The sequence below is a fragment of the Thioclava sp. ISO4 genome (assembly GCF_058105145.1).
In genome coordinates this window covers 2,206,987-2,219,888 of sequence record NZ_CM176571.1, presented here as the reverse complement: position 1 = coordinate 2,219,888, position 12,902 = coordinate 2,206,987, and the positions used below count along the sequence as shown (strand labels likewise).

Genomic DNA, 12,902 nt, shown 5'->3' with positions numbered 1-12,902 from the left:
TACCCGAAGATCGGGATCGGAATTCCCGGCATGAAGGCTGAGCGATGTGAGGTTCCACGCGAACCGGCCGACGCTCGCCACACGACTTGCCGGGAGGCGAAGCGGCAGGAGGAAACTCCTGCCGTTTCTCTTTGAGAGGGCCGCGCTGCCGATCTCGGCCATCGGCGCAACGCACGCGGCTTTCTACCTAGCAAATCTCCAACCTGCATTGGGGTATCAGGGCTTCGGTCTCGGGCGCGTCGAGAAGCGCCGTTCCCTCTGTCCCGACTGTCGCAGCCGCCGCAGCGACGCCCCATGTGAGGGCCTGCTCGGGCGCCTCGCCCCGCGCAAGCGAGAGCGTGAAAGCGCCGAGAAACGCGTCCCCTGCCCCGATCTTGCTGCGCACCGGCACCTTGGGCGCATGACAAAAGACCCTCTGATCGCCCGCGACCATCGCGGACCCCTCCGAGCCATGACCGGAAATCACGATCCGCGCGACGCCGCGGCGCACAAGCTCGTCCGCGAAGGCAAGGCTGTCTGCAATCGACCGTATCTCGCGACCGGAGGCCGTCTCCATTTCGCCGCGATCGAGCCGCAGGACATCCAAAGGGGCCGCGGGGCGATGGATCAGGTGCTGAAGCGGCGCCTTGGAGGTGTCGACGACCAGACGCCCGTTTCGCTCCGCGACCACCGCCTGCACCTGCTGCGGAAAATCAACGGGAAGCCCTTTCGGGACACCGCCGCTCAGCACGACGAAACCGTCCTGCGGCACGGCCTGCGATATCCGCTCCAGGATCATGCGGGCGTCGGTGTCGCTTAGCGGCCCGCCCGGCAGGGTGAACCGGAACTGCTCGCGCGTCTCGGCATCGGTCACCGCAAGGCTGTACCCCGTCTCCGCCGCCACCCGACCTTCCAAGACAGGGACGTTTTCTGCCGCCAAGAGTGACAATAGACGATCTCCCATGGTCCCGCCGACCACGACAAACGCGCGCACCTCTCCGCCCAGCTTCGCGATCGCGCGCGCGACATTGACGCCCCCTCCGCCCGGATCCATCCGCGGTTCGCGGCAATAGAGTTTGGGACCGGCCTCGACATGGTCGGTCGCGGTTGCGTAATCGACGGCAGGTTTGAGCGTGATCGTCAGAATGTCCGGCATGACGCACCTTTTCCGCAAATCAGTCTTCCGCCCTATTCTAGACGACAGCGATGCCTTGGTGGAAATTGACCTTTGCGACCGCCTCGCCCTTAGCCCTCATTCCCGCGATGGCATTGCCCGGTCAAGTCACCCGCCCGCGCGCCTTGAAGGCGGGCGTGTCCCAAGCCCGCTGCGCCATCACATCGCCAAGGATTTCGGCGGCGCGGATCACGTCGCTTTCATCGAGATAAAGGGGCGTGAAGCCGAAACGCATCGCGTCGGGGGCGCGGAAATCTCCGATCACGCCGCGCGCGATCAAGGCCTGAACGACGGCGTAGCTATCTGCGAAACCGAACGACACCTGACTGCCGCGGGCCTCCGGGTCGCGCGGACTGAGCAGCGTGAGGTCTGGGCAGCGCGCCTCGACCTCGCGGATGAAGAGCTCCGACAACTCGACGGAGCGCTTACGCACCTCCGCCATCGTCAGCCCGTCCCAGACCTTGAGCGCCTCTTCCAGCGCGGTCATCTGCAGGACCGGCGGCGTGCCGACGCGCATCCGCTCGACCGCGCGGCCGGGGCGATAGTCGAGATCGAAAGCGAAGGGCGCCTCATGGCCGAGCCAACCGCTGAGTGCCGGGCGCACCGTGTCAGCGATGTCGGGGCGGACATAGATGAAGGCCGGAGCGCCGGGGCCACCGTTGAGATATTTGTAGGTGCAGCCGACGGCGAATTCGGCCCCGTTCGCCGTCATGTCCACCGGCACCGCGCCCGCGCTATGGGCGAGATCCCAGATCATCACCGCCCCGACCGCGTGGGCCTTGCGGGTGATCGCCTCGAAATCATGCATCCGTCCGGTGCGGTAATCGACCTGCGTCAGCATCACCACCGCCACCTCTTCGGTGATCGCGTCGGCCACATCCTCGGGGGCGGGCGTGCGCAGCTCGTGCCCGCGACCTAGCGAGCGGATCAACCCGTCCGCCATATAGAGATCGGTCGGGAAATTGCCCTTGTCCGACAGGATCACCTTGCGGTCGGGCCGCATTTCCAGCGCCGAGGCCAGCGCCTGATAGACCTTGATCGAAAGCGTGTCGCCCAACACGACCGAGCCTTCGGGCGCGCCGATCAGCCGACCGATCCTATTGCCGACGCGGGCGGGCTGATCCATCCAATGCGCCTCGTTCCAGCCCCGGATCAACATCTGCCCCCATTCGTCGCGCGCGCAGCTCTCCAGCCGCTCCGCCACGCCGCGCGGCAGCGGCCCGAGCGAGTTCCCATCGAGATAGATCACCCCCTCGGGCAGATCGAAAAGATGCTTTCTCGGCAGGTTCGTCATGGTTCACTCCGTCAGATAATCGCGGCCTTGTCGGCGCGTCTCGAAACCCGGCAATCGGCTGATGGATCACGAGAGTTTCGGCTCCGGCGCACGCTACCCGCGCAACCATGCCCTCGCAATATCCCGCGGGATATGCTCTGTCTCCGAATGGGACGCGAAACGAGCGGGAGGGAACATGGAAGACCTGAGCGGGATCGACTGGGAAGACGCTTTCGAGAACGGCGGCTATATCGAGAATGGCAGCAGCTACCCCGATCTCTGGGCCAAGCGCGCCGCGGAATTCCGGTCGCGCCATGCCGATCGAATGAGCGAAACTGCTTATGGCGATGCGCCGCGCGAAAAGATCGACCTCTTCCGCCCCGAAGGCGCGTCCAAGGGGCTCGTGGTCTTCGTCCATGGCGGCTACTGGCTGAAATTCAGCAAGGACATGTGGTCCCATCTGGCAGAGGGCGCGCTGTCTCAGGGCTGGACCGTCGCCCTGCCCGGCTACACGCTCGCCCCCGAGAACAGCATTCCCGGCATCGCGCAGCAGATCGCGCGGGCCATCGATCACGCAGCAGAGCTGGTGGAGGGCCCGATCCATCTCGTCGGCCATTCCGCAGGCGGGCATCTCGTGACGCGGTCGGTGTCGCAGGGCAGCGCGCTCTCCGACGAAACCGCGGCGCGCATCCGGCGGGTGATCTCGGTGAGCGGCGTGCATGATCTGCGCCCGCTGCAGATGCATTCGATGAACGCGCGGTTGGGGATCACGCCCGAGATCGCCGCGAGCGAGAGCCCCGCGCTGCTGAAGTTGCGCCCCGGCGTGAAAGTCACCGTCTGGGTCGGCGCGGCGGAACGTCCGGAATTCCTGCGTCAGTCCTCCCTGCTCGCCGAGCACTGGCCGGAGGCAGATCTGGTCGCGGCCTATGGGCGGCACCATTTCGACGTGATCGAGGAGCTGTCCGACCCATCCAGCGCGCTGGTCACGGCGCTTCTGAGCACGGCTTAAGAAAGCGTCACCCGCCGCCAAAACCGCCTCACCGCTCCACACATCACCTTCACGTTCGCGCGCTCGGGCTATGCTGCGCTTGCATTCTAACTGGCCTTGGGGTCTCAAAAGAGTGCATCTGTGCACCAAAGCGTCTTGCGAGTGTCGAACATGAGCGATGCCAAAAACACCTACGAACACAGCGTTCCCTTCTTCTGGCCGATGGCGGCGGCGATGGAGTGGCAGAAGATCGGGCTCGACGCGGTCGAGAAGGGGCTGACCTATCTCGACGAGGCGGCGAAGATCACGCACCCGCCCGACCCGGACTGGGCCACGAAGAACGACGTTCTGCTCGATCTCGACACGATGCGGCTGCGCGATTTCGGCGGCACGGGCGGCGGCATTCCGGTGATTGTCGATGCGCCCTATGCCGGGCATTCCTCGACCATCGCGGATTACGCCAAGGGCCAGAGCCTGATCGAGACGCTTCTGGAGGCAGGTCTCGGTCGCGTCCTTTGCACCGACTGGAAAAGCGCGACGCCCGAGATGCGCGATTTCGACATCGACAAATACCTCGCCGAGATCAATGTCGCGGTCGATGAGCTCGGCGGGCGGGTGATGCTGGTGGGGCTGTGTCAGGGCGGCTGGATGTCGGCGATGTATGCCGCGCGTTTCCCCGAGAAGGTCGCGGGTCTCGTGCTGGCGGGCTCGCCCATCGACACCGATGCCGGGCACGGTCCGATCCGCAAGCTCGCCCATGAGATGCCGCTTTCGGCCTATCAGGAAATGGTCGAGGCCGGTGAGGGCCGGATGCCGGGGCGGTTCATGCTCACCGGCTGGAAGAACATGCATGCCGATCAGCAGTATTTCGGCAAGTTCGTCGATCTCTACGAGCATATCGACGACCGCAATTTCATGAAGCGCACCGAGCGGTTCGAGAGCTGGTACGAGAACCCGATCGACCTGCCGGGGCGCTATTACCTGCAGGCGATCGACCTGCTGTTCAAACAGAACCTGTTCGCCAAGGGCGAGTTCGTGGGCCTCGGGCGCAAGCTCGATCTGGGCGCGATCACCTGCCCCGCCTTCCTGCTTGCGGGCAAGGCGGACAACATCACCACGCGCGAACAGGTCTTCGCCGCCGAGACGCTGCTCGGCACGCCGCGCAAGGATATCGTGAGCCGCCTCGTCGAGGGCGGGCATATCGGCCTCTTCATGGGCAGCCGCACCCTCTCGAATGTCTGGCCGGAAATCGGCCAATGGCTCGGAAAGCTCGGGGCCAAAGCTGGAGACACGAACAATGGACCAGACCGTCGCTGAACCGATGACGCAGGATGTGCCGCAAACGGACCGCAAGACAGGTCTGAGCGCGGCAGAGGCGGCACAGAGGCTCGAGCGATACGGTCCGAACGCGCTCCAGAGCGACGAAAAAACCCTGCTGCAACGGATCGCGGGTTATTTCTGGGGGCCGATCCCGTGGCTGATCGAGCTTGCGGCGCTGTTGTCGCTCGTGCTGCGCGACTGGTCCGATTTCGCGGTGATCTTCGTGATGCTGCTGCTCAACGCCGCCGTTGGCTTCAAGGAAGAGAGCAAGGCGAGTTCGGCCATCGCGGCGCTCAAGGCGCAGCTGGCCCCAAATGCCCGCGTCAAACGCGACGGGCAATGGCAGGAGATCGCCGCGCGCGATCTGGTGCCCGGCGATATCGTGCGCCTCTCGATTGGCCAGATCGTGCCGGCTGATCTGACGCTGTTCGAGGGCAAATATCTCTCCATCGACGAGGCGGCGCTGACGGGGGAGTCCCTGCCCGTCGACAAGGCGGTCGGTGACAGCGCCTATTCCGGCTCGGTCGTTAAGCTGGGCGAGATGACCGGCGAGGTCACGGCGACCGGGATGGAGACCTATTTCGGGCACACCGCCTCGCTCGTGCAGAGCACGAATGGCAAATCGCATTTCCAGAAGGCCGTGATGCAGATCGGGAATTTCCTGATCGCGGCGGCGCTGGTTCTGGTGGCGATGATCGTGATCGTCTCGTTCCAGCGGCACAACCCGCCGCTCGAGGTGATCCAGTTCGCGCTGATCCTGACGGTCGCGGCGATCCCCGTCGCGCTGCCCACGGTTCTGTCGGTGACGATGGCGGTGGGCGCGGAACGGCTTGCGCGGATGAAGGCGATCGTCTCGCGGCTGGTGTCGATCGAGGAACTGGCGGGCGTCGATGTGCTGTGTTCGGACAAGACGGGAACCTTGACCCTGAACGAGTTGACGGTCGAGGACCCGCGCCCGGCAGAGGGCATCGCGGTCGACGATCTGCTGCGCGCGTCGGCGCTTGCCTGCGACCGGGACGCGCCCGATGCGATCGACAAGGCGGTGCTGGCGGCGGCGGAGGGCATTGCGCTCGACGCCATCGAGACGCTCAGCTTTACCCCCTTCGATCCGGTGAGCAAACGCAGCGAGGCGGAGGTCCGGCAGGAGGCCGATCACTGGCAGGTCGCGAAAGGTGCGCCGCAGGTGATCGTGGAGCTTGCAGCCCTCACAGATGACGCGCGCAAGGCGGTGGAGGACGAGGTCGAAACCCTTGCGCAACAGGGCTACCGTGCGCTCGGGGCCGCGCAAAAACGTGCTGGGCAGGATTGGGAATTCCTCGGCCTGCTACCGATCATCGACCCGCCGCGCCCCGATGCCGCCAGCACCATCGCAGAAGCCCGCAACATGGGGATCGACGTCAAGATCATCACCGGCGACCACGAGGCCATCGCGCGCCAGATCGCGGGCAAGCTGGACCTCGGACAGAAAATCTATCCCGCGGGCCAGTTGCTCGATGGCGACCCGGCGACGGTGGAGGCCAATGTCCGCGCCGCCGACGGCTTCGCGCGGGTCCTGCCCGAGCACAAGTTCCGCATCGTCGAGGTGCTGCAGGCCGGGCATTCCATCGTCGCGATGACCGGGGACGGGGTGAACGACGCCCCTGCCCTGCGCAAGGCCGATGCCGGGATCGCGGTGAGCGGGGCGACCGATGCCGCGCGTGCCGCCGCCGATCTGGTGCTGACCGACAAGGGGCTGTCGATCATCACGACCGCCATCGAGGAAGCGCGGCGGATATTCGAGCGGATGACGAGCTACGCCACCTTCCGCGTGGCCGAGACGATCCGGGTTCTTCTGTTCATGACGCTCTCGATCCTGATCTTCGATTTCTACCCCGTCACCGCGATCATGATCGTGCTGCTGGCGGTGCTCAACGATTTCCCGATCATGATGATCGCCTATGACAATGTCTCGGTCTCGCCACGCCCGGTGCGCTGGGACATGCGCCGCGTGCTGACGGTGGCGGCGACGCTGGGCGTGACCGGGGTGATCGAGACCTTCGTGCTGTTCTGGTTCGTCGATGCCTATCTGGGTCTTCCGCGCGAGCAGATCCAGACGATCATCTTCCTGAAGCTGTTGGTTTCAGGGCATATGACGCTGTTCGTGACGCGCCACCAAAGCTGGTTCTGGCGCCGCCCCTTCCCGGCGCTGCGGCTGTTTGCGACAACGGAGGCCACGCAAGTGCTGGGCACGTTGATCGCGGTTTACGGGCTCTTCGTGACGCCGATCGGCTGGGGGCCCGCGCTGCTGGTCTGGCTCTATTGTCTCGTCTGGCTCCCCCTCGAAGGGGCGATGGCCTTGCTCATACGCGCGCTTTATGATCGCAGGACACAGGCGCGCGGGCACTGAGCCCCTCACGGCGCACGCAGGAGGCACATGACGGACGACGCGCAAGAGGCACAGGACACGCCAGCGGGCAAGTTTGGACGCGGATTGCCGGTGGGCATCTGGGCGCTGGGGTTCGTCTCGCTTTTCATGGATATCTCCTCCGAGATGATCCACGCGCTGCTGCCGGTCTATCTGATGACCGGGCTCGGCGCGACGGCGCTGGCGGTGGGCGTGATCGAAGGGATCGCCGAGGCTACCGCCGCGATCACCAAGGTTTTCTCGGGCGCGCTGTCGGACCGGATCGGGCGGCGCAAGGAGCTGGCCGCGCTCGGTTACGGGCTGGCGGCGGTGACGAAACCGATCTTTCCGCTCGCCCCGACATTCGACTGGCTGGTGGCCGCGCGATTCATCGACCGGGTGGGCAAAGGCATCCGCGGTGCGCCGCGCGATGCGCTGATCGCCGATCTCGCGCCGGGCAAGATGCGCGGTGCAGCCTTCGGGCTGCGGCAATCGCTCGACACGGTGGGCGCCTTTATCGGGCCGCTCGCCGCGATCGGGCTGATGTGGCTGTTCTCGGATGATTTCCGCTCGGTCTTCTGGGTCGCGGTGATCCCCGCCTTCCTGTCGCTCGGGCTGATCCTGTTCGTGGTCAAGGAGCCCGCCCATCCCCGCACGCAACGCCGCGTGCGCAACCCGCTCGCCCGTTCGGAACTCAAGCTCCTGGGCCCTATGTTCTGGTGGGTCGTGGTGGTCGCCACGCTCTTCACCATCGCGCGGTTCAGCGAGGCCTTCCTGATCCTGCGCGCCAATGACGACGGCATCCCGGTGATGCTGGTGCCGCTGGTTCTGGTGGGCATGAACGCGGTCTATGCGCTGATCGCCTATCCGGTGGGCGCGCTCTCCGACCGGGTCGGGCGCGTGGGGCTACTGCTGGTCGGGCTGGGCCTGTTGATCGCGGCGGACCTGACGCTGGCGCTGGTCGGCGGGATCGGCGGGCTTGCGGTTGGCGTGCTGCTCTGGGGGATGCATATGGGCTTCACCCAGGGGCTGCTGGCCGCGCTGGTGGCCGAAGCGGTCCCGGCAGAGCTGCGCGGCACCGCCTTCGGCATGTTCAACCTCGTGACCGGCGTGGGGCTGCTGATTGCAAGCGTGCTTGCCGGGGCGCTCTGGGAAATCGGCGGCGCGCAATGGACGTTCCTGGCCGGCGCGGGTTTTGCGACGACGGCGGCGCTGAGCCTGCTGCCACTGCGCTCGCGGTTCAATGGCACGCATAAACCCAAGGACGCGGCCTGACGCAGAGAGCGCCGCGCGGAGCCCCCGCGCGACGCTCGCAACGCTTGAGACGGCTCAGGCGGTCGCCTCGACCTCCAGTTCCAGCTCCTCGATCATCGCATCGCGCATGACGAATTTTTGCGGCTTGCCCGAGACCGTCAGCGGCAGGCTGTCCTTGAAGCGGATCACCGCCGGGACCTTGAAATGCGCGATCTCGTCGCGGCAGAACGCGCGGATAGCGTCCTCGGTCAGCTCGGCGCCGTTGCGCGGCACGATCCATGCGGCGACGATCTCGCCGAACTTGTGATCCGGGATGCCGAAGACCTGCGCCTGACTGATATCGGGATGGGTGTAGAGGAACTCCTCGACCTCGCGCGGATAGACGTTCTCGCCGCCGCGCACGATCATGTCCTTCACCCGGCCCGTGATGTTGCAATAGCCCTCGCTGTCGATCCTGGCGAGATCGCCCGTATGCATCCAGCCGTCGGCATCGAGCGCCTCATCCGTGCGCTCGGGCTCGCCCCAATAGCCGCACATGACCGAGTAGCCGCGCGTCAGCAGCTCGCCCTGCTCGCCCACATTGGCAAGCGAGCCATCCTCGCGCACGATCTTCACCTCGAGATGCGGCTGCACCAGCCCCACAGAGGAGACACGTTTTTCCAAAGGCGTATCGGTGGCCGACTGGAAGGACACCGGCGCCGTTTCGGTCATGCCGTAAGCGATGGTCACTTCGGACATGTGCATCTTCGACTGCACCTGCTTCATCACCTCGATCGGACAGGGCGCGCCCGCCATGATGCCGGTGCGCAGCGAGGACAGATCGTGGTTCGCGAAATCGGGATGCTCCAGTATCGCGACGAACATGGTCGGCACGCCGTAAAGCGCGGTGCAGCGCTCGGCGGCGACGCATTCCAGCACGCTCTGGGGATCGAAGCCTTCGCTGGGGACGACAATGGTCGCGCCCTTGGTGACGCAGCCCAGCGTCCCCATCACCATGCCGAAACAGTGGTAGAACGGCACCGGGATGCAGACGCGGTCCGCTTCGGTCGCCAACATCGCGCCGGTCACGAAATGCGCGTTGTTGACGATGTTGCGATGGGTCAGCGTCGCGCCTTTCGGCGACCCGGTCGTGCCGGAGGTGAACTGGATGTTGATCGGCTCGTTCGGGTCCAGCTGTGCGGTGATCGGATCGAGCGCGCTACGGTCCTGCGCCTCGCCCAGCGCCTCGACATCCGAGAAGCGATGGCACCCGGGATGCTGGGTCTCTCCCAGAGTGATGATGTCGCGCAGATCGGGCAGCTTCATGGTTTCCAGCTGTCCGGGTTCACTCTTCGCAAGTTCCGGCAGCAGGCGCTGGATCATCGACAGGTAATCCGAGCTCTTGAAGGTCTCCGCCAGCACCAGCCCCCGGCAGCCCGTCTTGCGCAGCACGAATTCCAGCTCGTGCAGACGATAGGCCGGGTTGATGTTCACGAGGATCACCCCGATCCGCGCCGTCGCGAATTGCGTCAGCAGCCATTCCGAGCGGTTGGGCGACCAGATGCCGAGCCGGTCGCCATGCCGCAGACCGAGCGCGAGCAGCCCCGAGGCGAGCCGGTCGACCCGTTCCGCGAACTCCGCCCAGGTCCAGCGGATTCCTTCCGAGGTAAAGATGGCGGCCTCGCGATCGGGCCAGCGCGCGGCGGTGCGCTTGAGCACGGTCGGGATCGTGTCCTCGATCAGCGGGGTATCGGTCGGCCCGGCGACATGGGCCAGACCGCGTTTCGGGGCCACACCGAGTTCAGGGTGCGGGTTCGTCTCGCTATGCATGATTTCCTCCTCTGACACCCCATCGCCGGCAAATCGGGCCAACGATCCTCCATGGGGGCGCTCATATTAAATGAACGATGGTTCATTTAATGCAACCCTAAAGCGTCGAGACAAGGAATTCCTGCCCTGCTCGCGAAACCGTGTTCGAGACGGTGATCGCCGCGGAGCCCAGCAAAATCTGACGACTCGCCGCGTTTCTGCTATAATCAAAAGACGTCGAATCTTCTGGGGGAGGAGAGAAAATGCGACCGGAACTCACGACGCGCCGCCGCGCCTTGCGTCTTGCGTTCGAGCGTTACATCGAGGCGGACAGAGCGTGGCGAGACGCGCTTGTGGCCTTGAACGACTGGTTTCCGCCAAGCGCGGACCGCCGTCCGGGAATGATCGGAAATCCCGGTTCACCGATACGGCGGCTCTATGACGCGCGCAGCCGGGCGCTGGTGCGCCTCGAGGTCACGCAGGTCAAGCTGGCCACCGCGAAACAACGGCTGGCAGAGCGCCGCGCGCGCGAGATGCCGCCCGTGTTTCTTATCGGGCCGCCCTGCTGACAGCAATGCGCCGCGTCTAGGCGACGTCTCTTCAAAGTCACGGCGGACGCGCGTTTCCTCCGTCGGGGGTGCTTGTCATTTCCCCAAGGCTGACGCAGCTTCGCAACGGGCAGCACCGGACTTGCAACGGTGCGGCGGGGTCCGACTCGCGCCTATAGCCCCGATACGCCCCTTCTCTGGAGAACTTCATGAGCAGTTTCGTCACGATCACCCATGCGGATTGCCTCGGTCACGATACCGGGCCTCATCATCGCGAACGTCCGTGGCGGCTGGAGACGGTGCGCGGACTGATCGACGAGATCGAGCTGCCCGTCATCGAGGCACGCGAGGCCAGTGACGAAGATCTCCTGCTGGGCCATGATCCGGCCTATCTTGCCGCACTCGAAGAGGTCTTTGCGCGGCAAGAGCATGCCGATCTCGACTCGGACACCCACGTCTCGCCCGGCTCGCGCCGTGCGAGCCGTCTGGGCGCGGGCGGAGCCTTGCAGGCCGTCGACCTTGTCCTGTCGGGCGAGGCCAAGCGCGTCTTCGTCGCGACCCGCCCGCCGGGGCACCATGCGACGCGGACGCGGGCGATGGGGTTCTGCATCTATGGCAATACCGGGCTTGCGGCACTGCATGCGCTTGAACGGCATGGCCTGTCGCGCGTCGCGGTGCTCGATTTCGACGTGCATCACGGCAATGGCACGCAGGATATCCTCTGGGACGAGCCGCGCAGCCTGTTCATCTCGTCGCATCAGGAGCCCAAATCGCTCTGGCCGGGCACCGGGGCGCGCTCGGAGACCGGGGCGCATGACAACGTGCTCAATCTGCCGCTGGCCAGCGGAAGCGGCGCCTCCGAGATGAAGGTGGCGTGGGAGGACGGGCTGGCGCGGCTCGAGGCGTTCAAACCGGAGCTGATCATCGTCTCCGCCGGGTTCGACGCGCATCGCGAGGACGATATCTCCGGGCTGCTCTGGACCGCGGGCGATTACTGGTGGCTGACCAATGCGATCCGGGGCGTCGCGCGCCGCTGTTGCGACGGGCGCCTCGTCTCCTGTCTGGAGGGCGGCTATAACCCGACCGCGCTTGCAGAGGGGGCCACCGCCCATCTCGAGGCCTTGGCGCGCTGATATCCCGGGACGCGACAGGTCGGGTCCGGTCCGCTCCCCCCCGAAAGACAAAGGCAGGCACGAGATGGCACGTAACCGCTACTATTCCGGCCCGGTCACCGACCATTTCGACGGCGAGCGTTTTCACCCGCATGGCCAGCCCTCTACCGACCGCTCCTTACGCGACATTCTGAAATGGCACCGCGAAGGGCAGCGGGCGCGCTGGCCCAAGCATGTCCCCATCGAGCCGAGCGTGCCGCCGGAGCGTAGCGACACGGCGCGGCTGACCATGGTCGGCCATGCCTCGGTTCTCATTCAGGTCGCGGGGCTCAACCTGCTGACCGATCCGGTCTGGTCGGAGCGCGCGAGCCCGCTGCGCTTTGCCGGGCCCCGGCGGGTGACCGCGCCCGGTATCGCCTTCGACAAGCTCCCGCCCATCGACGCGGTTCTGATCAGCCACAACCATTACGACCATCTCGACACCGTGACGCTACGCAAGCTGCACGCCCGCCACCGCCCGAAGATGGTGATGCCGCTGGGCACGGATGCGACGGTGCGACGGGCGGTCCGCGGAGCGCAGATCGAGACCGGGGATTGGCACGACCGCATCGCGCTGGCCCCCGGTGTCACCGTCACGCTGACGCCTGCGAACCACTGGTCGGCACGGGGTCTCGGGGATCGGCGCATGGCGCTCTGGAGCGGTTTCTGGATCGACACACCGCAGAGCCGAATTTGGTTCGCTGGCGATACCGGCTATGGCGACGGGGCGCTCTTTCGCGATATCCGCGCCCGGCACGGCGCGCCGGACATCGCGGTGATCCCGATCGGGGCCTATGAGCCGCGCTGGTTCATGCAGCCCCAGCATGTCGCGCCCGAAGAGGCCGTGCGCATCTTCACCGATATCGGCCCCACGCAGGCGCTTGGCTGTCATTGGGGGACGTTCCAGCTGACCGACGAGCCGCGCGAAGAGCCGCCCGCCCTGCTGGGGCGCAGCCTTGCGGCCTCCGGGATCGCGGCGGAGCGCTTCCTCCCCTTTGCCCCCGGCGAGGTCTATCTGGCGCCCTCTGGGATCTGAGGACGCCA

10 protein-coding genes are annotated in these 12,902 nt (G+C 65.8%); 7 read left to right on the top strand and 3 right to left on the bottom strand.

Going from position 1 to position 12,902, the window contains the following annotated elements; genetic code table 11:
• Nucleotides 1-187: 187 nt before the first annotated feature.
• Both AC2TZ7_RS10945 and kynU read right to left on the bottom strand, forming a co-directional pair.
• A complete protein-coding gene (locus AC2TZ7_RS10945) occupies nt 188-1,135 on the bottom strand; it encodes a 1-phosphofructokinase family hexose kinase (protein WP_489864238.1) in 948 nt (315 codons plus the stop codon).
• Between the two features lie 121 nt (nt 1,136-1,256).
• On the bottom strand, nt 1,257-2,447 hold the full coding sequence (kynU, locus tag AC2TZ7_RS10940) for a kynureninase (protein WP_489864237.1): 1,191 nt from the start codon (nt 2,445-2,447) through the stop codon (nt 1,257-1,259).
• Nucleotides 2,448-2,622: 175 nt separating this feature from the next.
• Between kynU and AC2TZ7_RS10935 the strand changes: the two genes are divergently transcribed.
• The 4 genes from AC2TZ7_RS10935 (at nt 2,623) to AC2TZ7_RS10920 (ending at nt 8,392) form a co-directional block, all read left to right on the top strand.
• Nucleotides 2,623-3,435, top strand: coding sequence for an alpha/beta hydrolase (locus tag AC2TZ7_RS10935; RefSeq protein ID WP_489864236.1), 813 nt, complete (start codon nt 2,623-2,625; stop codon nt 3,433-3,435).
• Between the two features lie 150 nt (nt 3,436-3,585).
• The gene (locus AC2TZ7_RS10930; RefSeq protein WP_489864235.1) at nt 3,586-4,731 is read left to right on the top strand and encodes an alpha/beta fold hydrolase; all 1,146 of its coding nucleotides are present in this window, start codon (nt 3,586-3,588) and stop codon (nt 4,729-4,731) included.
• Nucleotides 4,712-7,120, top strand: a complete 2,409-nt coding sequence (locus AC2TZ7_RS10925) for a plasma-membrane proton-efflux P-type ATPase (protein ID WP_489864234.1) — start codon at nt 4,712-4,714, stop codon at nt 7,118-7,120. The genes AC2TZ7_RS10930 and AC2TZ7_RS10925 overlap by 20 nt, the downstream gene beginning before the upstream one ends.
• Nucleotides 7,121-7,147: 27 nt before the next feature.
• On the top strand, nt 7,148-8,392 hold the full coding sequence (locus AC2TZ7_RS10920) for an MFS transporter (protein ID WP_489864233.1): 1,245 nt from the start codon (nt 7,148-7,150) through the stop codon (nt 8,390-8,392).
• Between the two features lie 54 nt (nt 8,393-8,446).
• On the opposite strand, the gene AC2TZ7_RS10915 is transcribed toward AC2TZ7_RS10920, so the two are convergent.
• Complete coding sequence (locus tag AC2TZ7_RS10915) at nt 8,447-10,180, bottom strand: AMP-binding protein (protein ID WP_489864232.1); 1,734 nt, start codon at nt 10,178-10,180, stop codon at nt 8,447-8,449.
• Between the two features lie 242 nt (nt 10,181-10,422).
• Here AC2TZ7_RS10915 and AC2TZ7_RS10910 point away from each other — a divergent pair, with 242 nt between their 5' ends.
• The 3 genes from AC2TZ7_RS10910 to AC2TZ7_RS10900 all read left to right on the top strand — a co-directional run bounded on the left by AC2TZ7_RS10910 (nt 10,423) and on the right by AC2TZ7_RS10900 (nt 12,894).
• A complete protein-coding gene (locus tag AC2TZ7_RS10910) occupies nt 10,423-10,728 on the top strand; it encodes a hypothetical protein (RefSeq protein WP_489864231.1) in 306 nt (101 codons plus the stop codon).
• A 188-nt stretch (nt 10,729-10,916) separates the two neighbouring features.
• A complete protein-coding gene (locus AC2TZ7_RS10905) occupies nt 10,917-11,840 on the top strand; it encodes a histone deacetylase family protein (protein ID WP_489864230.1) in 924 nt (307 codons plus the stop codon).
• A gap of 64 nt (nt 11,841-11,904) precedes the next feature.
• Complete coding sequence (locus AC2TZ7_RS10900; RefSeq protein ID WP_489864229.1) at nt 11,905-12,894, top strand: MBL fold metallo-hydrolase; 990 nt, start codon at nt 11,905-11,907, stop codon at nt 12,892-12,894.
• The last annotated feature ends 8 nt before the right edge of the window (nt 12,895-12,902 follow it).